At 37.0% G+C, this 20,790-nt stretch carries 19 protein-coding genes, 1 tRNA gene and 1 pseudogene; 13 read left to right on the top strand and 8 right to left on the bottom strand.

All coding sequences use genetic code 11. The annotated features are described in order from the left end of the window. Nucleotides 1–35: 35 nt before the first annotated feature. The gene (locus tag M899_RS12530) at nucleotides 36–869 is read right to left on the bottom strand and encodes a hypothetical protein (RefSeq protein WP_021271844.1); all 834 of its coding nucleotides are present in this window, start codon (nucleotides 867–869) and stop codon (nucleotides 36–38) included. Nucleotides 870–1,132: 263 nt separating this feature from the next. On the opposite strand from M899_RS12530, the pseudogene rplU reads away from it, so the two are divergent. The 5 genes and pseudogenes from rplU to M899_RS12505 form a co-directional block, all read left to right on the top strand. Then, nucleotides 1,133–1,432 (top strand): annotated as a pseudogene (gene rplU / locus M899_RS12525) (50S ribosomal protein L21); the annotation flags it as partial. A gap of 92 nt (nucleotides 1,433–1,524) precedes the next feature. Beyond that, nucleotides 1,525–1,779, top strand: a complete 255-nt coding sequence (gene rpmA, locus M899_RS12520; RefSeq protein ID WP_021271903.1) for a 50S ribosomal protein L27 — start codon at nucleotides 1,525–1,527, stop codon at nucleotides 1,777–1,779. 114 nt (nucleotides 1,780–1,893) lie between these two features. Continuing rightward, nucleotides 1,894–2,895: a GTPase ObgE gene (gene obgE / locus M899_RS12515; RefSeq protein ID WP_021271938.1), complete on the top strand. Its 1,002-nt coding sequence runs from the start codon at nucleotides 1,894–1,896 to the stop codon at nucleotides 2,893–2,895. A gap of 14 nt (nucleotides 2,896–2,909) precedes the next feature. Next, nucleotides 2,910–3,371: a ribosome silencing factor gene (rsfS, locus tag M899_RS12510; protein ID WP_021271849.1), complete on the top strand. Its 462-nt coding sequence runs from the start codon at nucleotides 2,910–2,912 to the stop codon at nucleotides 3,369–3,371. Between the two features lie 3 nt (nucleotides 3,372–3,374). Further along, complete coding sequence (locus M899_RS12505) at nucleotides 3,375–3,836, top strand: 23S rRNA (pseudouridine(1915)-N(3))-methyltransferase RlmH (protein ID WP_021271928.1); 462 nt, start codon at nucleotides 3,375–3,377, stop codon at nucleotides 3,834–3,836. A gap of 2 nt (nucleotides 3,837–3,838) precedes the next feature. Here the strand turns inward: M899_RS12505 and M899_RS12500 are convergent, their stop codons facing one another. The 4 genes from M899_RS12500 to M899_RS12485 form a co-directional block, all read right to left on the bottom strand. Continuing rightward, nucleotides 3,839–4,195 carry a hypothetical protein gene (locus tag M899_RS12500; protein WP_021271761.1) on the bottom strand — a complete coding sequence of 119 codons (357 nt, stop codon included), beginning with the start codon at nucleotides 4,193–4,195 and terminating at the stop codon, nucleotides 3,839–3,841. Between the two features lie 141 nt (nucleotides 4,196–4,336). Further along, a complete protein-coding gene (locus M899_RS12495) occupies nucleotides 4,337–5,773 on the bottom strand; it encodes a hypothetical protein (protein ID WP_021271855.1) in 1,437 nt (478 codons plus the stop codon). 43 nt (nucleotides 5,774–5,816) lie between these two features. Next, entirely contained in the window at nucleotides 5,817–6,599 is a 783-nt protein-coding gene (locus M899_RS12490) for a 2-oxo acid dehydrogenase subunit E2 (RefSeq protein ID WP_155897210.1), read from the bottom strand. A gap of 58 nt (nucleotides 6,600–6,657) precedes the next feature. Further along, entirely contained in the window at nucleotides 6,658–7,656 is a 999-nt protein-coding gene (locus M899_RS12485) for a tryptophan--tRNA ligase (RefSeq protein ID WP_021271727.1), read from the bottom strand. A gap of 110 nt (nucleotides 7,657–7,766) precedes the next feature. On the opposite strand from M899_RS12485, the gene M899_RS12480 reads away from it, so the two are divergent. The 3 genes from M899_RS12480 (at nucleotide 7,767) to M899_RS12470 (ending at nucleotide 12,201) form a co-directional block, all read left to right on the top strand. Continuing rightward, on the top strand, nucleotides 7,767–8,549 hold the full coding sequence (locus tag M899_RS12480) for a patatin-like phospholipase family protein (RefSeq protein ID WP_021271884.1): 783 nt from the start codon (nucleotides 7,767–7,769) through the stop codon (nucleotides 8,547–8,549). Nucleotides 8,550–8,661: 112 nt separating this feature from the next. Beyond that, a complete protein-coding gene (locus M899_RS12475) occupies nucleotides 8,662–11,268 on the top strand; it encodes a hypothetical protein (RefSeq protein ID WP_021271743.1) in 2,607 nt (868 codons plus the stop codon). Nucleotides 11,269–11,364: 96 nt separating this feature from the next. Then, nucleotides 11,365–12,201, top strand: a complete 837-nt coding sequence (locus M899_RS12470; protein WP_021271816.1) for a C1 family peptidase — start codon at nucleotides 11,365–11,367, stop codon at nucleotides 12,199–12,201. Here the strand turns inward: M899_RS12470 and M899_RS12465 are convergent. After that, nucleotides 12,198–13,067, bottom strand: a complete 870-nt coding sequence (locus M899_RS12465; RefSeq protein ID WP_155897209.1) for a LysR family transcriptional regulator — start codon at nucleotides 13,065–13,067, stop codon at nucleotides 12,198–12,200. The two genes, M899_RS12470 and M899_RS12465, sit on opposite strands and share 4 nt — an antisense overlap. Nucleotides 13,068–13,183: 116 nt before the next feature. Here M899_RS12465 and M899_RS12460 point away from each other — a divergent pair, with 116 nt between their 5' ends. After that, nucleotides 13,184–13,792 carry an ankyrin repeat domain-containing protein gene (locus M899_RS12460; RefSeq protein WP_021271839.1) on the top strand — a complete coding sequence of 203 codons (609 nt, stop codon included), beginning with the start codon at nucleotides 13,184–13,186 and terminating at the stop codon, nucleotides 13,790–13,792. Between the two features lie 13 nt (nucleotides 13,793–13,805). After that, nucleotides 13,806–14,243, top strand: coding sequence for a nucleoside deaminase (locus M899_RS12455; RefSeq protein ID WP_021271929.1), 438 nt, complete (start codon nucleotides 13,806–13,808; stop codon nucleotides 14,241–14,243). Between the two features lie 3 nt (nucleotides 14,244–14,246). On the opposite strand, the gene M899_RS12450 is transcribed toward M899_RS12455, so the two are convergent. Both M899_RS12450 and M899_RS12445 read right to left on the bottom strand, forming a co-directional pair. Then, nucleotides 14,247–18,254, bottom strand: coding sequence for a PAS domain-containing protein (locus M899_RS12450; RefSeq protein ID WP_021271824.1), 4,008 nt, complete (start codon nucleotides 18,252–18,254; stop codon nucleotides 14,247–14,249). A gap of 301 nt (nucleotides 18,255–18,555) precedes the next feature. Continuing rightward, nucleotides 18,556–18,632 (bottom strand) — tRNA-Met (locus M899_RS12445). A gap of 178 nt (nucleotides 18,633–18,810) precedes the next feature. Here M899_RS12445 and M899_RS12440 point away from each other — a divergent pair. From M899_RS12440 to M899_RS12430, 3 genes are all read left to right on the top strand, one after another. Then, nucleotides 18,811–19,125 carry a hypothetical protein gene (locus tag M899_RS12440; RefSeq protein ID WP_021271794.1) on the top strand — a complete coding sequence of 105 codons (315 nt, stop codon included), beginning with the start codon at nucleotides 18,811–18,813 and terminating at the stop codon, nucleotides 19,123–19,125. 71 nt (nucleotides 19,126–19,196) lie between these two features. Beyond that, nucleotides 19,197–20,276 carry a serine hydrolase domain-containing protein gene (locus M899_RS12435; RefSeq protein WP_021271927.1) on the top strand — a complete coding sequence of 360 codons (1,080 nt, stop codon included), beginning with the start codon at nucleotides 19,197–19,199 and terminating at the stop codon, nucleotides 20,274–20,276. After that, nucleotides 20,276–20,551, top strand: a complete 276-nt coding sequence (locus tag M899_RS12430; RefSeq protein ID WP_021271778.1) for a hypothetical protein — start codon at nucleotides 20,276–20,278, stop codon at nucleotides 20,549–20,551. The genes M899_RS12435 and M899_RS12430 overlap by 1 nt, the downstream gene beginning before the upstream one ends. The last annotated feature ends 239 nt before the right edge of the window (nucleotides 20,552–20,790 follow it).

Raw genomic sequence — 20,790 nt, 5'->3', positions numbered from 1 at the left:
TTAACCCCGAGCACTCACCATGTAAATGTTAGGAATTATCTATTTGCGCTTGCTCTAGGGGCGAAACTCTCTTTTGGATGAATGAGTCCTTCACACTCTCGCGCAACAGTTTGAATCAATTGTCTTATAGCGACACTTTGACCTCTATGATCAAAGTAACAACAATTCACCGACAAAAAGCTCATTAACTCTTCTGGCGACATTGGCATATTTCTATTCTTTAAAGACTCGCTTAACTTCATCATTTTAAAGCGTCTTCTCATTTTCTTATGACCATCCATTGAAAAAGTCATTTTTTTTACTATATCAAAAAAGACAACTTCTCCCTTGGCCTCTGATTGCTTCATCACAACTGCGCCTTCGTCTACTAATGATCCCCAAAAGCCGACAATACCAAGCGGACTAAGTGCCCAAGCAAGAAAACGATTCAATACAGCACGGCTTGCAAACTCAACTCGTGGACTCCCAAAATCTGAAAAGACCCCAAGTTGCCACTCATGTGAAGCTAATGAATAAACCATCATGGCCACATTTTTATAGCGGTAAACACCATAACCATTTTTTGGAATAATACTTTCATGGCCATACTTATCACTTTCTTGGGCCATTTCAATTTGCTTGGCCACCACAGTTGAGGCCTCAGAAATTGTCAAAAGACGGCTTGAAGAGCGCATCTTTAAATCAGACCACACTCTTTGCTCTTCCGCTTCCTTTAGCTCCGTAAAGCCAATCTCTCGCACAAAGCCTTCAAGGTCAGGATCAAAGTCCGCAAGACAGACTCTAATATATATTGGAAACTCTAAGTCTTTGAAATATTGAAAGTAAGTATACTTAATACCTTCATCAAAATTTGTTTTGCTTGTTGTCATTCACCTATCCTCGTCCATTAATTTAGGACCTTATCCTACTCAATAGGTCTTATCGGAGCCTTGCTTTCAGAGATAAGGCATCGCAAAATAAATTTTTCTTAAGGGTAGGCTTTTCCTGCCTACACAACTTAATTGTCTTGACATAGGGCCAAAAAATTAATAAAAGTCATAGGTTCATAAGCTAAAATGACTCAAATCTGGGGCCTAAAAGCTTCTGGTCATACCGACTGGACCCCTTGGTTTGTCGAAAATAGGAGAAGTTGATGTACGGAGTAGTAGAAATCGCTGGACACCAATACAAAGTTCAAGCAGGCGACGTACTTGACGTAGAAAAACTAGCTAACGAAGCTGGATCTACTGTTGAGTTTTCAAGCGTTCTTTTCATTGGTGGAGAGAAGCCAGTAGTTGGTCTTCCAACTGTAAACGGCGCTAAAGTAGTTGCTAAAGTTATTAAGCACGACAGATCTAGAAAAGTAATCGTTTTCAAAAGAAAGCCAGGTGCTTACAGAAGAAAGAATGGTCACCGTCAACACTACACGGCCCTTCTAATTACTGAAGTAAATGATGGTAACGGAAACGCAGTTAAAATCGACGCAGCTTCTAAAGAAGCTAAGAAGTTTTTAAAATAATTTAAAGAAGATCCAGGAGTAATATAATGGCACACAAAAAAGCCGGTGGTTCAACAAGTAACGGACGTGACTCGAACCCAAAAATGCTAGGTACAAAAATCTACGGTGGTCAAAAAGTTATTAACGGTAACATCATCGTTAGACAAAAAGGTTCTAAAATCCACGCTGGACAAGGCGTAGGAACTGGTAAAGATAAGACACTTTACGCTCTTAAAGATGGAGTTGTTAAGTTCTCTTACTACAACAAAACTACAAAAATCGTTTCTGTTGTAGATGCTTAATTAAAAAACCTAAAAAGGTTATAATAATTAAAGGGGAATCTTTTAGATTCCCCTTTTTTATTATATAACGCCCCTAAATATTATATCTACAGTCGATGAGACGGAAGAGACATTATGCGCTTTATAGATGAAGTTAAAATTGTTGTAAGTTCAGGACGTGGCGGTAATGGTTGCGTAGGTTTCCGTAGGGAAAAATATGTACCATTCGGTGGTCCAGATGGCGGAGACGGCGGAAGTGGCGGAAACGTTTATTTCCAAGCTGATGAAGGTGTAAACACACTGGTAAATTTCCGCGGAAAAAAACACCATCAAGCTGAAGATGGTGAGAATGGTATGAACCGTCAAATGCATGGTCGTTACGGTGAAGATCTTATTCTAAAAGTTCCAGTAGGAACTATCGTTCGCAATGCTGATACTGGTGAAATTATTGCTGACCTAACGGCCCACGAAGAGAAGGTTCTTATCGCTCAAGGTGGACGTGGTGGTTTAGGAAATATGAATTTCAAGTCTTCTACAAACCAGGCCCCTCGTTATGCCCAAGAAGGTAAAGAAGGTGAAACGTTTGAACTAGAACTTGAACTCAAGCTTCTTGCTGATATCGCTCTTATCGGTCTACCAAATGCAGGTAAATCAACTCTAATCTCAAGAATTTCTGCGGCGAAGCCTAAAATCGCAGACTATCCATTCACTACCCTAGAGCCAAATCTTGGGGTTGTTAAAATGGACGAGGAAGTTTCTTATGTTGTGGCCGATATTCCGGGCTTGATTGAAGATGCTTCTGAGGGTAAAGGATTAGGAATTAAATTCTTAAAACATATTGAAAGAACTAAGGCCTTTGTCCATTTAGTAGACGTTTCTTGGTGTTTGGATGAATTTGAGGCGTTTGAGCAATATGTTATAATTAGACAAGAGCTTGGAAAATATAACGAAGAGCTTTTGAATAAGCGTGAAATTGTTTGCCTCACAAAAATCGATGCTATGACCGAAGAAGAAATTGAAAAATTTGTAAAATTCTTCGAAGAACAAATTGATAGAAAAGTCCTTCCGATCTCATCTAGTTCTGGAAGAAATATAGATATACTCAAAGGCCTCATGCTTACAAGCTTGAACGGTTAAGGAAAAAATTAATTATGAGTAGAGAATTCATTACAAAAGAAGTTGATAAAATTTTTGAAGATAAAAATTTATCTTTCCCAAAAAATATGGCCCTATCGGCCGCTTGGGTACTAGGAAATTTCAAAGGGATTAATCTTAAAATCCTAGATGTTTCTAAAACAAGCTCTCTTGCTGATTACTATGTTTTAGGTTCTGCTACGAACTTAACTCAAGCAAAATCAATGGCAGAAGAAATTGGTTTCCAAATGAGAAGAAGAGGTCACGAAGTTCTTTCTAAAGAAGGTATGAGTGATGCTGATTGGATTCTTATCGATTTTGGTGACATCATCGTTCACGTATTCCTTGAATCATCTAGAGATGTTTATGACCTAGATAATCTATGGACAGGTGCTCCGACTGTTGAGATCCCACAATCATACTACTTCTCTTCTGATGAAAACCCATCATCATCTAGCAATGATAGAGGCTACTTTTAGTAAATGAAAGAAGTTCACCTTATCTCTGTTGGAAAAATCAAAGATAAAAATATAGATATTCTTGAGGCCGATTATTTAAAGCGCCTCAAGAATCCTCTTTTAAAACTCCACGAAGTTAAATCACACGCAGAAAATCTCACTCTTGAAGGTGATGAGGTTTTAAAAAGAATAGATGACATTTGTAAAGGTGGCAGCGCCTACGTCATTCTTCTTGCAGAGAATGGCAAAATCTATGATAGTCCGCAATTTTCAAAATGGTATTACGATCTAATAGAAAATCGTAGTGAGACAATCGTATTGGTCATTGGTGGCGCTTCAGGGCATGGACCTAAGGTTATCGAGAGGGCAAACGCAAAACTCTCGCTATCGCCGTTAACATTTCCACATAAGATGGCCAGGCTAATTCTCATTGAGCAGCTTTATCGTGCTCAGACAATTTATCAAGGCCACCCTTACCACAAATAGTCTTAACGCATAAATAGATGCTGGACGACTTTTTGATCTTTCTCGATGTCTGACTCTGTAGGCGTAATTGGTAATTTGCCTTTATAAGAAAGTCCGGCCGTTTCCATTTTCATGTTCACTTCACTAAGTACCGCATCTTGATCTCCGCCCATTATGACTCCTGTCATTGGCAGAATATAAGATCCATTATCGCAATCAACTTTTGGGATCCCCTCACTGAATTCACTGCCATTTTTATAAACGGCATAAAGTGAGCAAAGATTTGCACTTTGAAGTTCTCGATCAGTAATTCTCATCTTTTCATTTGCATGAGAAAGCATTGATAAAATCATGGCCAGAAAAATAACTGAAAATTTCATTTCCCCCTCCCTCTCTAGCGTTCGAGAGGAATCATATCTTTTCCAGAAATAAACATAAGGGGTTAGGAAATGATTACAATATCACGAAAATTCAAGAGCTTTGGCACTCCTGGAATGAGTAATTCTTTCAAATCCATTGTTTTAGAAGCGTTTCTTATAACTTAACCAGAAGGTATTATCACTCGCATCTGAGACTGTGTTGCGAGTATTTTCAAACTTAATACTCAACGTTGAATTATCTTTGAAGGTTTTGCTTTTAGACACACCTATCGAGCGTGAAGTCTCAGTCGCGGCCAATGAAGTATCAACTACAGACTTTCCTTGGTGCATAACACTCATATTCACTCTGCGCTCACCGGTATTTTGATATTGAAGCTCACCACCTATACCGTAGTCTCCAGACTCTAATTGATAAGGAAGACCCACAAGATAATCCCCTTCATCTTTAAGCTTCATATACACATAAGGATTATCGTCTTTTTTCACAAGTCTCACATCAACATTTCTTTTTTCATCTATAATCTCAACATTTCCTGCAATGCCTGGGCCGTCTTTTGCTTTTACAGACATCCCAACAGATTGTTTATCTGGTTCAAATGTATATGATGTTTTAACCTTCGCCCCAGGAATATTCTCATCCTCAATAGTCGCCGTCGCCTTAGTTCCAGATGAGGTCACCATGGCATCACTTTTAATTGTCGTTTTACTTGTAAGCTGAATTTCATTATCAAAGTCTACAACTGTTACTTTATTTGGAAGAAAGTTTTTGTATTCCACTTTTGGACCAATAGAAGCACGAACATGTCCATTTTCACCCGTCCAATGAGTATTCAAAGATGAATCGATAACACCTTTTCCAATTCTTTCTTTTTGAGCTTTTCCATCTCCTAATGAAGGAAGGGCCAAGTCTTGTTCTAATTTTCTTTTTTCATCCGCATAAGTAATAATGTCTTTAACGTTTTTTATCCTGTAGTAAGTAATGTATGACTTCCCCTGTCCATCCATATCGACACGAACAAGTTTATCAGCATCCTTTCCTTTTCCACGAAAATAGGCGGTTTGGTTTCCAGAATTTGAAAACATTACAGTTCTCATTTTAAAACCATCAACTTCTTCTTTGAATACAAAAACTAACTCTTCATTGTTGATGCTTCGAAATTCTTCTGTAGTGTCAAAATTTTCAATTTTATGGCATTTCGTTTGTCCATTACTTTCAACTATATTGACGTAAGAAATAATACCTTCCAAACTTTGTGTCTCTAGTTTCAATTCGTCTGAATCAGGAAGATTGTGTGCTTGTTTTTTAAGGATAGCATTAATTTCAGATGCTAAAGGAGTGAGTCTTTCACACTCAACACAAATTTCATTTTCAATTTTATTTAAATCTTCATCTGGAACTGTAACAAAAATTGTATCTAATGAAGAGGCCCTACGACTTAGGTCATTAATTAAATTTTTTGCGATATCTACTCTATCTTTTCCTTGTAACTTAGGAATTGAAACATCAACTGGAAATTGATCCGCATAAAGTGGATTAATAATTAATGATAATAAAATAAGACCATTCAAACTCTTCATAAAGAGCTTATCGTCATATTTTTAACGGCCCTTTACCAGAATTCTAATCATTTAATAGATATTGCTCCGGATGGGAAAAACATTTCTTAAAGTCTCGGGCCATCTGTGAAGCGTGTATCCCATCGATAAAACGATGATCAAAGGTAACTCCAACTTTTAGAATTGGTCTTACTTGAATTTCGTCGTCAACTATCCATGGCATTTTTTGAATACTTCCTACTAATAAAATCAAGGGAACCCGAGTATACGGGCATAAGGGAGCAAAACCAATATCTATACCGAGGCTTCCGACATTGGTTATCATCACAGAACCAAATGGGTCTTTCGGTATTCCTAAAAATTTTAGATTAATATTTAATCCGTAAACCAACCATGATGAAATATTCAAATAGGTTGAGCACAACCACCAAGGAAGATACTTAAAGATTCTCATATTTTTAGAAATATCGTCATCCTGATCTTCTTTAACTCTCCTTGCCTTTGAATTTAATTCTTTTGCAATTTCACCAACAGTCTTTAATTCCATTTTTTCAATTGTTGCCCCAGATAAAGTGGCCCCGCCAATTTCATCTTTTGCACCTGGAACATTAACTTGATAAAACGCTGTAATATTCTCGCGAAGGTAGAGTTTAGAACCACGAATCATACCATTAATTTCTGGTCTTTTACTCATGCAAAAAGCAATGGCCTTCCCAACAAGATGGGAAGCCGTTACTTTGATATTATGTTTCTTTTCGTATTCTGGTAGAAGTTCGAGGACAGCTTTCATATCAATTTCTAGCAGTCCATAGACAGAGGGATCCTTAGCAGTCCTCCATGTTCCCATGGCAACTTTTCTAAAGAGAGGAGGGTTTTTGTAAGGGCGAAGTTTAATGCGCCCCACTTTATCTTACTCCAATAACTTCTTTCACTTCTTTTAGATATTCTTGAATACCTGGACGAAGTTTAGCTGCACCTGCATGAAGAATTTCATCTATAAGATGCTTGTTACTCATATAGTGATTATACTTCTCTCTTGCTTCGCCGATTTCATTATTCATCACTTTGAATAACTCATCTTTTGCTTCACCCCAGCCAATCCCTCTTTTATACCAAGCTGCAAGTTCTGCTTGTTGCGATTCATTTGCAAAGAATTTGAAGAGATCAAAAACTAAAGAGGCATTAGGATCTTTTGGTGCTTCTGGAGGAGTTGAATCTGTCGTGATTTTCATGACTGTCTTACGCAATTTTTTCTCATCCAAAAATAATGGAATGTGATTATTATAAGACTTACTCATTTTGCGTCCATCAAGACCAGGAAGCATTACGCCTTTTCTTGCCATCCCTTCAGGAAGCTTAAAAAGTTCTTTTTTATAGTTGTGATTAAATGCATTCGCAATGTCTCTAGAAATTTCCACGTGCTGAAGTTGATCTTCACCCACAGGCACAACATCTGCCTTATGAATAAGAATATCGCAGGCCATAAGGATTGGGTATGTATACAATCCCATATTAACACCTTGGTCTTCATCGCGACCAAGCTCTTCATTTTTTTGCACGAATGCTTTATAAGCATGCGCTCTATTCATTAAACCTTTTGAAGTAAAGCATGAAAGAATCCAATTGAATTCCATCACTTCAGAAACCTGACTTTGAAGATAAATTGTCGTCTTGTCTGGATTTAATCCACAAGCAAGCCATGTTGCTGCAACTTCATATATGTATTCGTTTAAAAGTTTTGGATCGTGAACCGAAGTTAGTGAATGGTAGTCGGCAATAAAGTAAATTCCTTCATACTCATCACTATTGGCCATTTCAAGAGCTGGTCTTACTGCGCCAATATAATTTCCAAAATGGGGAGCCCCTGTAGGCTTTATACCAGTTAGGCTGATTTTCTTAGACATTTTTTAAGTCCTTTCGCTATTATCACTTTAGATGCTTAGTGCAATATATCAATTGCCCCCGCCTTTGTCATCGGCCAGAGACAATTGATGGTTAAAAATAAGGACTCAAAATGATTAGCTTTATCGATAGAATGTTAAAAAGAAATATCGGACTTGCCCTAGGTGGCGGCGGGGCCCGCGGAGCTGCCCATATTGGCGTTCTAAGAGTCTTAGAAGAAAATCGTATCGATATTCGAAATATTGCTGGAACGAGTGCAGGGGCCATCGTCGCCGCTTTATATGCATTTGGAATGAAGCCTAATGAGCTAGAAAAAACACTTAAAACATTAAGACCCATTGATATACGCTCAATTAAAATTGGCGCACTTGGTGTTTTTGAAAATGGACCTCTGATAAAACTTATCGAAACTTATTTGCCCAAGAATGCACTTATTGAACAGGCCGAAATTCCTTTGGCCATTCATACGACAGATATTGAAACAGGAGAAGCCATAGTATTAAGCCAAGGCAGACTTAAAGAGGCCCTACTCGCCTCCTGTTGTGTACCTGGAATTTATACACCACAGATTATAGATGGTAGAGTTCTCGTAGATGGCGGGTTAACCGAAAATGTTCCAATCTCAGCTCTTCATAAACTTGAATCAGGCTTTATTATGGCCGTGAATCTAAATGGAAGTTTTTCCTACATGAAACCAGACAGCATTATTGATGTTGCCACCAATGCCCTCGATATTGCCATTGATCAACGAACTCGCGATCAAATTGAAGATGCCGACTTAGCGATAAATTTGGATCTTTTCAAGTACTCTAGAACAAGTGCCATTCACTTCGAAGAACTTGTTAAGGCCGGATATGAACAAACAAAAGTAATTCTCGCGAAAGACTACTTGTAAGTGCCCAATTTCATGGGCACGCAATCTTGATGATTCCATCGCAAGTCCAATAGTTTACTAAAGATCTCAACTAAAAATGCCGAATAGACATTATTCTATTGAGGTGAAAGATTTGAGAGTAGGCACATTAATCATATTCACAATTCTGTGGACCATTAGTTTTTATAGTGGTGCCCAGAGCTGCCCTCCTATTAATCAGAAAGAATGCCTTTGTAAAAGCTCTGGTCAAAAAATTGAACTTACAAATACAATTGCCATTTCTAAATGTGATGAAGAATTCACATCAGATATTCTTGGAGCATCATTAGAGTTATCACAAGACAAGGTTTCTAAATTTAATAACCCGAGACTCACTTTCAATTGTCATGAATTTGAATCAAAAACATCCTGTCCATCTTCCATAGGTAAACAATTAGCAGATGACTTTGAAAAAGGTTGGGGTTTTCTCTCTCTTGAGGCGAGCTCCCCTTGGGATAAATGCCAATGGGCACTGAACAACCTAGGCGATTTTAACGATGCTGAAGAACTAGAAGAAAGACTATCAAAAAATGAGTACTCAAAACTTGGTCTTTCTCATAATTTTATTTCAAAGAGCTCTCTTAAATCATGCTTTCCAGGCGAAGATCCTGATTCCATAATTTCAAAGATTCCGGGAAATCAGAATCAAAGAAGAGACACTTTTCAAAAAGCACTGGTCGCTGACACATATGGATCACTTCTAAGAATTGGGCGTGAAGGAAAAAACCTTTTACAAGAATTAGCCTATCTCAATGCAACACTCGACACTTCGGCCTTAGATGGAATCAGCTGTAGCGACATCTCTATCCCAAGACTGAAAGAAGATTGCTTGGCCATGGCAAATAATTGTAAGCAAGTCTCATCTGCAAAGAACTTCGAAGAAGAGATCTATGAAAATGCAATTGAACCCCTTCTGGCATTAAAAGCAGAAAAGAAAAAGAGAACAACGACCTCCGAAAGAAAAAAAGAGCTCGAACAATATGAAGAATTAATAAAAGCAACTTATCCTTTTGTGATGGGAGATAAGATTCAAAATTATCTTAACAAAGGAAATAAAGCAGATTTCCAAAAAGCTCTCAAGGCCCAACTTACAGAAAACAAGAATGACCTCATAAAAGAAATAGCTAGAAATAATTCAGATCAATCATGTCTTCTCAGAAATGAAGGAGATTGTAGTGAAGTTGTAAAACATATTTCAAATGCTCCATCGGCAGATTTATTTAAGGCCTATTCACACGAAGAAAATATAAATGCAGCAAAATCTGAAAAGCTCAAAGGTCTTGGAATAAGAAATGTTTCAACTTTCCATTGGTGTATGGATTCGTATCGCGGCCTCAAAGATAATGCTTCTAATTTCACAAAAGATCTCGCAATCAATGCAGGGTTAACGATTGCAACAGGGGCCCTTACTGCGACCACTGGGGTTGGTGGAGCTTTTACTGGAACAATGTTAGCGACAAGACTTGGGTTAACGGCAACTCGAGTGGCCACAATTTCAAAGGCGGCAATTCTAAGCGCTGACTCCTTTTTCTTTGCTCAGGGAATTAAAGATGCTGCCCATGTTTGCTCTGATTATGAAATTGCAACAACATCAAATTCTGAGCAACTTTCAAAAAACTGGAGCCAGCTCACTTGCTCCAATGCATCAAGCAATTCCAATGCACAAAAAGTAAAAGATTATAAATCATGTCTTATTTCTTCTTCCTTTGCAGCTTTAGGTGCTCTTCCATTTGTTCCGGCGATTGTAAACAAAGTAAAACTCAATCAACAGAATGAAAAACTTTCAAGTATCTATCGTACTCTTACTGGTAAAGAAATTACGACTCAGGCTGAATTGCAAAGAGTTAGTCGAGTTCTTAAAAACTCAACTTTGACAGATGAAAAGAGAATAGCTGCGGCATTAAAATTAACAACAATTGACTCCTTAACGGCGAAACAGAGAGCGGCAATCATCACTGCCCACAATCATGGCGATAGTGGAATTTTCAAATACACACAACAAGAGCTTCGTGAAAAGGCGAGGATATTAAAAGAAGCCGGCCTTTCTCAAAAACAGATAGATGAACTCATGAGAGAAGGGATTACAGGTAAACTTCCTCACGATGATGGTTCATTCTATCTCGTCGATGATGGTTCAACTGATGAAGAAATCATGTCAATGCTTGAGCAGTATGCCAAAAGTCCATCGGCATCTTCAACAAGAACGATATCAGAAGCTAGTACTCTTAGAGCTACTGTATCCCCAAAACTTAAAAGAGATTTATCTCTATTCAAACAAGCAGCGCAACAGAAGCATTATAGAGCAATTGAGACAATTACAAATAAATTCATTGAAGTCACCGAACTCGCTAAGGCGAATAAAATCCCTAGTGAAAAAATTGAAAAGTTCTATATCGCTATAAAAAAACAACTAGGTGATGAAGGAAATATTAGGGCCGTGGACTTTGAACGCTTTAAAGAAACTATGCAGGATGGTATCGTACCGGCCGGTAGCTACTTCTCCTCTACAAATCGCGGTGCCCATGTCGGTCATAATAATGGTTTTATCTTTTTAAAATGTAAAAAAAATTGCACGGGAGTTTTTGAAGCCGCTGACACGGGAAGCGGGATGCAAAATATTAAAAATATTAATATAAATGATCTTGAACTTATTATTCCCGATTTCGATAAAGCCGCCTTGGAAGCTGGGATAAGCCTCTAAAATTAAAGATATTTAGTGGCGTTTATTCTTTAGACAGCGCCAGTATATTCTACATGCAACCTTAGCAAACACCCAATAAACCACTATAAATAGAGCATGAAATCATTTATTAAAATCAGTGCTCTTTTTATTTTATTTATCGCTCAAGCTTCTGCTTGGGATGTTGACCTAAGGCCATACCAAACACGTGTAAAAGACCAGTGTAACAGAAATACCTGCGCTTACTTCTCATGTACGGCCCTATTAGAAAGTTTATTCATTTCGAAATTCAATCGCTATATTGAACTTTCTGAACAGTACATTATTCATCGCTCGAAGGCGCATCACCTTCACCGAGTAAGCGAAGAACATGGTGACCCCTATGATATTCTTCTTCAATTAAAAAGCGACTCTATTCAGTTCATGGAAAAAGATGTTCCCTATGAAAAATCTCTTTTTGAAGACGGTGGACCATGTGCGCAGTTTTTAAAAGAACCAGAGAAAGCTCCGGCATATTGCTTTGCTCATTTACCAGTAGAAGATCTTAGTAAATTTAAACCAGTAAGATACTCTGGATTAGAAGTCGATCACATGTCTAGACTTTGGACTTCTAAAACTCAGGTGGAAATTATTAAAGACAGATTACAACAACAAAGACCTGTGGTGATTACAGCAAAAGTAAATCCAGAAAACTGGGATGATAAAACAGGACTTGCCCACTTTGATAAAGAAATTGATGATAAATGTGAAAGTGGTGAAATCTTTTGTGCTGGGCACGCCATCTTACTTGTTGGGTATGATGACGTTAAGAAACAATTTCTTTTTAAGAACAGCTGGGGTCCTAAGTGGGGTCAAGAAGGATATGGAGTCATTGGATATGATTATATTGAAAACTTTGCCTACGAACCACACTCTCTACAGTTCAACCGTTTTGTTGGAGAGCTATACGACTAGTATTTCTTCAAAGCGCTAATCAAGTCCTTAGTAATCTCTCTTGCTAAGGACGAAGAGCTTGTTTGTGTATGCATAACAAGCTCATATGGCCTTGGACTCTTATATCCATTTTTTGCATTCAATATTTTATGATCTTTTTTCACTAATCTCTTCGGTAATAGTGTTATTCCAAATCCATTTTCTACAGCAGAACAAATACTGGCCACACTTGAGCTTTCATAGGAAATACGCCAATTCAGATCAATGCTATCCATATAGTGGATCATATCCCCTCTATATAGAGCTCCAGAGGGGAAAACAACTAAAGGTACTGGATCTAATTTATAATTGTGGATTTGTTTATTATCAATCCAACAAAGAGGTTCTTCCCAGCTAGCGATTCCTGTCGTTTCACCCTCTGGTTGTTTGATTAAAACAATATCAAAATCCCCCTCTTTAAACTTGCTCCATAAAAATGCACTAAGACCACTGGTTATAGAAAACTGTGTTTTAGGAAATTTGGCCTTAATTTTGGCCAAGGCAGGTGCAATAAATGACCCCGCAATATCTTCTGGAAGTCCAATGCGAATCAAACCATGTGACATATCAAATTTGATTTGATCATGCGCTTCGTTGATAAGATTACAAATTCTTTTAGCATAAATAAGAAGTTTCTCTCCCTCGATTGTGAGTAAAGCCTCTTTTCCATTTCTAAGAATTAATTCACAACTCATTTGCTCTTCTAGTCGTTTAATCTGCTGACTTACCGTAGATTGAGTTAATCCAACAAGTCTTGAAGCACGAGTGAAACTTTTTGTTTCGGCCACGGCAATAAAACTCTTTAAAATATGAGGATCAAGCATTTCAACACCTATTAATTTTTCCACTGATTATAAGTTAATAATTTAATTTTATAATAACTCTGATTACGTCTAAAATAACTCAAAAAAACGAGATCATTATGTGGAAAACTATCTTTTACACAATGTTTATTGGAATGATTATGAGCAATTCAGCGATGGCCTCTGAAATTCACGACGCTGTTAAAAGAAATGACATTAGAAGTGTCCAACATCTAATCAATGATAAAAAACATAAAATAGATGAGCGAGATCATAATGGTAGATCTCCACTACTAATTGCCACTCACCTTAATCATATTGAAATCGCTAAATTCCTCATAGACAGTGGTGCTGATGTAAATCTTAAAGATAATATTCAAGACAGTGCGTACTTATATGCAGGTGCTCAAGGTCGATTAGAAATACTAAAGTACACAATTAAAAATGGGGCCGATCTAAAAAGTACCAATCGTTTTGGTGGAACAACACTTATTCCTGCGGCCGAAAAAGGACATCTCGAAACAGTCAAATATCTGCTCACGACTAGTGTCGATATCAATCATGTCAACAATCTGGGATGGACAGCTCTCATGGAAGCAGTTGTCCTTTCAGATGGTGGAGTAGTTCATCAAAATATTATTTCAGAACTCATTAAGGCCAAGGCCGATGTGAATATTCCTGATAGTAACGGCGTTACAGCATTAACACATGCTAAGAAAAGAAATTTTAAAGAGATTGTAAAACTCTTAGAAAATGTAAATGCGAAATAAAAAAGAGAGAATAATGGAAACACATGAAACATTTCTTAATATGGCAGTTGATTTGGCCCTACAAAACAAAGTAGATGGTGGCAGACCTTTTGGAGCTATTATAACTAAAGATAATGAGATTATAGCTTCTGGAACAAACAATATGCTTACAAAGATTGACCCAAGCTCTCATGCAGAAATGGAAGCGATGAAACTTGCCAGTAAGAATCTAAAAACGCTCGATTTGAAAGATTGTGTTATCTATGCGAGTGGTCATCCTTGTCCAATGTGTTTGGCCGCAATTCTTATGACTAATATTAAAGAAGTCTACTACGCTTTCAACAATGATGATGCTAAACCCTTTGGCCTCTCTAGTGATCATATTTATGAGAAGTTAAAGATTAAAGAAATTGATGCTATAAAAATCACAAAACTCAAAATTGATTTTCTAGCATCAGATTTATATTCCTAAACACTAAGACTTTAATTTTTTATACTTAATCCACTTCTCAATAACCTTAGAGAGCTCTGAGAAAATAATTGGCTTAGTTATATAGTCATTCATCCCGGCCATTAAACAGCGCTCCCTATCTTCTTTCATGGCATTGGCAGTCATTGCTACAATAGGAATATCAGAGAATCCACTACTCGATTTTCGGATTTCAGCAGTTGCTTCTAAACCATCCATTTCTGGCATCTGACAATCCATTAGTATAAGATCAAATGAAATATTTTGGAGGATTTGGATCGCTTCAATACCATTACCAACTATCTGACACTCATAACCCATTTTTGCGAGTGTCGCCTTGGCCACCTTTTGATTAATGATATTATCTTCGGCCACTAGTATTTTGATATTCTTTGCTTCTTTATTATCTAAGTGTTCTTCATCTGTGTGATTTACGCCCTCTACTCCAAGAGTAAAATCAATTTCAATCCAAAAAGTAGATCCTTCTCCCAGCTTACTAATTATTCCGATATTACCTTTCATTTTCTCAACAAGAAGCTTTGAAATTGCAAGACCAAGCCCCGTTCCTCCAAATTTTCTTTGGGTCGAAGCATCGGCCTGACTGAAGTTTTGAAATAACCTTTCCTGCTGGGACTCGCTAATTCCAATCCCAGTATCTGTTACTTCGATTCTGATTTTTAGGTCCGTTTCACCTTTTGAAATAACTTTAGTCTCAATTTTCACTGAGCCTTCATTAGTAAATTTAATAGCATTACTTGTAAGGTTTAAAAGGACTTGCTTTAGTCGAGATGGATCACCTTTTAACCATAAATGATCTGGTAATTCAGAAGACAACGTTAACTCAATACCCTTATTTTTTGCAGTATAAGAAAGGGAGCTAATAATATAATCGAGAGTTTGCTCTAAATTGAAATCAATATGCTCTAGCTCTATATTTCCAGACTCAATCTTTGATAGGTCTAAAATATCATTTACAAGGGCCAGTAGCATACTACTGGATTGAATAACATGTTCCAAATACTCTCTTTGCTGATCATCAAGACTCGTTCCACCTAGGAGGTTTGACATACCGATAATACCATTAAGAGGTGTACGTATTTCGTGACTCATATTGGCCAAAAACTGTGCTTTGGCCACTGATGATTGAAGGGCCTCAGCTCTCGTTCTTTTAAGGTCAAGCTCATTCAACTTGATCTTCGTAATATCCCAATTGATACCAATCATTTTAATTGGCTTCTTCTGCTCATCGACAATAACTTTCGCTCTTCCATAGACGTAGCGAATAGCACCATCTTCAGCAATAATTCGAAATTCAGAATTAAAATCAGAGTTTGTTTTAAGTGCATATTCTAAATCAATACATGCTTTTTCAAAATCATCAGGATGAACACTATTCTTCCAATCTTCGTAAGCGTTCTTGAAATTGACCTTTTTCTTTCCATAAATGGTAAACATCTGCTTATCCCAAGAAAGAAAGTTAGTGGCAATATCCCACTCCCAAATACCTATATTTGCACCTTCAAGAGCGACGACCAATCTTGTTTTAACTTCATTTAATTCTTTATTACTATTAACTTCTTCGGTTACATCCTGACATGTCCCACGCAGTTTAATGATCTTATTATCTTTATAGACAGGCTCCCCCCTAACATTAATCCATTTTTGACCTGTGCTAATATTGATAGAAAAAAGTCCTGAATAAGGTATTCCCTGCGTTCTACAAAGGACGACTTTTTCCTTCAATTCTTTAGGCAAAGATTTTAGATATTTTTCTTTTATGCTTTTTAGCTCAATTTTCTTGTCCGTAATTGGCATCTCAAAAATAGAAAACATTTGCTTTGACCACGTTGTCTCACCATTTTCCAATACCAGTTCCCAGCTGCCAATTTTTGCTAACTCTTGAGCATTTTGGAGTTGAGTTTGACTTTCTTCTAAGTTTTCTTTGATTGCATATAGTTCTTGAATATCTGAATTTGATCCTAGCCAACGAACGACTTCACCACTTTCATCTTTAATAGGAATCGCCATGGTATCAAACCAATGATATACGCCATCAAATCTTCTAATTCTGAATTTAATGACAAAAGTCTTTTGTGATACGACTTTTTCACTCCACTCAGCTACAACCCGATCTTTATCATCAGGATGAATTTGATTGAGCCACCCATAACCAAGCTGATCTTTTTCACTGATTCCAGTATATTTTACCCATTGTTCACTTAAATAATCACATGGTCCATCGGGAGTACATGTCCACATCAATTGTGGCAATGAACTCGTGATAACTCGAAACCAATCTTCATTTCGAGATTTAAGCTCTAAAATTTTTGCATCTCTTGCAATTAGCTCTTTTCTAGCGGCTTCTATTTTTTCATTCTTCTTTTTTAGTTCGGTAATATCGGTGTGCGTTCCAACCATCCTAACAGGAGACCCATCCTCGGCCCATTCAATCACTTTACCTTTACAAATTACCCAAACATCATGGCCATCTTTGTGCTTATAACAAACCTCTTGATAGTAAGGATGCTCTCCTTTTGTTTCCACATGCTTTTTAAAGTTTTCATCCGCAAGATCTAGACCTTCTTTTGAAATTTTACTTCGCCACTCACTTGGATGATGCTTCATTTCACTCGGGTCATAACCAAACATTTGCCAAAAGCGTGGAGACATATATTGAAAATCATTTTTTATATTCCAATCCCAAAATCCATCAAAAGTATTTTCTATAAGCTTATCAATAGACTTTTCTTTTTCTAGTATCTGCTCTTTGAGTTTATATTTATCTGTAAGCTCTTCAATAACTCCTACAAATCCAATAACCTCAGAAGCATCATCCTTCAATGGGTGTGCTGTTAATAAGACCTTCTTACGAATTCCCATCTTTGTAATATAGGTCCAAACATTTCTATCAAAGATATTTTTTTTCGCTTTATAGACAAAGACATCGAAGCCCGGATCAATTTGTGTTTTGTATTCTTCAGAAAGAGCAACTGCACGATTAGCAATTTCTTGCATATCATGCCAAAGAGCTGGAGTATGGAGTCCTACGACTTCTTCTTGCTTATAACCAAGAAGTTTTTCAGCAGCAGAATTAAACGAGACAACCAGACCATTTACATCAGTCGATATAACAGCAAGTTCAGTTCCATTTAATATTGCATCTTTCCAAGCTTCTTGTTCAATTTTCTTTCTCGCTAAGATTCGAGACTTCTCAAGTAAGTTTAAACTGATCAAAAACATGAAAGATAAAATGGAAGCACCTAACATTGCCCATAATGTAATCCTTCCATGAATTGATTTAATTTTTGCAAGAGTAGGAAAAACTTCTATTTTAAAGTTATTTGTATATTTAATCTGCGAGTTTAGCGCCTTAAATTTTTCACTTTCAAGAGGAATATCTATCTGCGACTTATAGATTAGTTTGCTCCCAGAATAAATTCTGAAAATATAGTCTTTATTTCGTAATATTTTTGGAAAGTATTCACTATAGCGACCTACAAGATATACATAACCATCCAATTTTCCTTTCACATAAACAGGATAAATAATGAGATGGCCAAGACCATTTTGCTTCAAATCAATTGGCCTAGTCATTTGAGGAATTTTCGTTCTTTCCGCTTCTTTAATAGCATCTAAACGTGACTCTTCAGACTTCAAAACAAATCCAACGGCGGCCCTATTTTGCTCTTCAGGCTCGATCCATTGAATTTTCCCTTCTGCGTCTGCATAACCAGTTCCTACAACCCCAATAAGATCGTGAGAATAGGCCATTGCATCTTTTCTCCACGCCAGTTCAGATGTTCCATCATTGGCACCCCAACGCTCCCCCATTCTTTGTAAAGCAAGAGAGCTTTCACGCAAATTATCTTCGATATTAAGTATGGCAGAATTCAGCTGTGCACTGGTTTCACTTTTTATGATTTCATTTTCAAAATGGCGAGCAACTATGAAAGTAAAAATATTCACTAGAATAAGAAAACTCACAGCTATTATTTTTTTGTAGATTTGATTCATTAAAATTGCCCAATTATTATTTAAAATTTTATCACTAATTTTAACTAATTAAGGCGTCGAAAACTATGGAACAAAAACAGCCTAGCACATCACTAAAGATGATCTAGAGTAGGGCCGTATAAACAACTTTAATGATTTAAAGCTATAGAGAAACGCAATTCTTCTATTAGAATTTTTAATGAATGTGAATTTTAAGGGAAAATTGGTTGCGGGAGTACTGAAAGCGAGAGCTTTCTGCGAACCTACGAATTTGAAAAGATCCTCGAAGGGCCCTTCACGATAGTATAAATGTATAAGGAATTGGTTGCGGGAGCAGGATTCGAACCTACGACCTTCGGGTTATGAGCCCGACGAGCTACCAGACTGCTCCATCCCGCGTTAAGTATGCGAAAACTTGATTTGTCTTCTGTTCATGAATACTAGTCCTCTACCCTCGAAAAGTAAAGAACTTTTTAGGTCTGGTAAAAAAACTAAAATACTCCAACACAAATCTCTAAAATTGTTAATAAAACTTGCGATAAGAAAGCAGATAGTGGTCGAACATAGAGAGGTAAGCATGGCCTTTGGACTTAAAAAGAATAAAGTACTCATCGAATTAGACGCTGCAGAGCTGTCAACTCAACAAATAAGACTTATTAAGTCAATTAATGCAATTCTGGCCAACGTCGTTACGACGGATTCAGAAGAAGATTTTTTCGAAGGAAGTGCTGAGTTCATGAGAATGTGCGCTTCACTTATCAAGCAGGCCAATTTCGCTGAAAACCTAAAAGGTATCGATGGTATTCCTTATGCAGAACAAGCACTAGAGTACTCAATGGATATGCTTACTGAGCACATCACTAATTCAAAAGTAGTTCACTACGATAATTAATAAGAACGCCCATTAGGGCGTTTTTTTTTGCCTTTTTGCCTCATGCTTTTGTTTCTGAGAGAATGAAAAGTATGAAAACACTAATTATCTTATTCTCATTTCTAATATGTACTACAACCTACTCTCTTCCTCTTCCAAAAGAAAAGTGGGAAAGCGCTACTGCCCCGTTCTCAAAAGAACAAATCACCAATCTAGAAAATGTCCTTTTTTCAAAAGAGCACAAATACTTCACTAAAAGTTTTCTTATCATTAAAGATGGAAAACTTATCTATGAAAAAAGTGCTGAAGGCTTTAGTTCCAAACAACCTCAAAAACTCTGGTCTATTTCAAAGACTGTTGCTGGAATACTTATAGGAATTGCCGAACAGCAAGGATTATTAAAAGTAGATGAAGCGATAAAGAACTACTATCCAAATGCAAACGAGTTCCTAACTATAGCAAATCTTCTTCATATGAGCTCTGGTCTCACTTGGAGCGAAACCTATGAGAATAACCCATTAGACAGCGATGTTCTCAATATGCTCTTTATAAAAGGTCACAAAAACATGGCAAGCTATGTGGCCCATAAATCTCAAGAATATCCCCCTGGAGAGCATTTTAAATACTCTAGCGGTGAAACGAATTTATTAATGAGTATTTTACAAAAAAAAATATCAAGACCTGATTACGAGAGTTTTCCTTGGAAAAAACTATTTACTCCAATTGGAATAACAACTGCAACTTGGGAGAGAGACCACTCCGACAACTTCATTGGATCTTCTTATCTTTACCTATCACCAGAAGATCTCGCACGAATCGGTCAGCTATTTTTAAATAAAGGAAAATGGGAAGATAAAATTATCGTTTCACAAGAGTGGATAAATTTCTCTCTAACAGAAGCTCCCTCTCAAAAGAACATGGAACCAAAAGAAAGACGTGACGATTCTTTCGGTGCACACTGGTGGTTGAACAAAAGAATAGATACTGTTGGCAAAAAGCATCCTCATGCACCAGAAAGTCTTTATATGGCCCTAGGCCATCATGGGCAGTCTATGATGATTATTCCTGAAGAGAATTTAATTTTTGTTAGAACTGGAATTGATAAAGACGGTCATTTTGATCGCGATCAAATCTTCAAAGCACTCTACGCTGATAAATATTTGGAGAAGTAATGAAAAAAATATTATGCCTAATGACCATTGTTCTTCTTACTTCGTCTTGTGGTCTACGCAAAGCCGTCACGTCGAGTTTTGTTAAAGAGTTCTGCTCATGTGTATTTGTAGAACAACTTCCAGAGGGACAATGTAAAGAATTCTCAACTTACGTTGTTCCAGTATCTAGCTATGTTTTGGACAAAAGTAAAAAATCAGTCTTTGCGACTTTTCTTTTTGAAACTTCTTTTGCTGAATTTAAGGGTGAAAGATTTGGTTGTCGTTTAGAACAATAACTTTACTTTTATTGTGACTTTAGAGAAAATTCTAGAGTGCCAACATCAATTATTACTTTATATCTTATTTTATTAGGACTAATTCTCGTTAATTTGATCTTAAATTATTTTTTGCACAAAAGTGCAAAAAATCCTTCTCTAAAAATCATCACGTTTTATTGGTTTGCAGTACTTTTAGCATACATTATTAATTTTTCAACGCCACAGTCTCCTCGATTAATTTCCTTTTTCTTTGTTGC

Origin of the sequence: Bacteriovorax sp. BSW11_IV, from assembly GCF_000447755.1 — a bacterium.
Taxonomy (GTDB): Bacteria; Bdellovibrionota; Bacteriovoracia; order Bacteriovoracales; family Bacteriovoracaceae; genus BSW11-IV.
The sequence above is the reverse complement of the archived record's forward strand: the minus strand, read 5'-3'. Positions and strand labels throughout refer to the sequence as shown.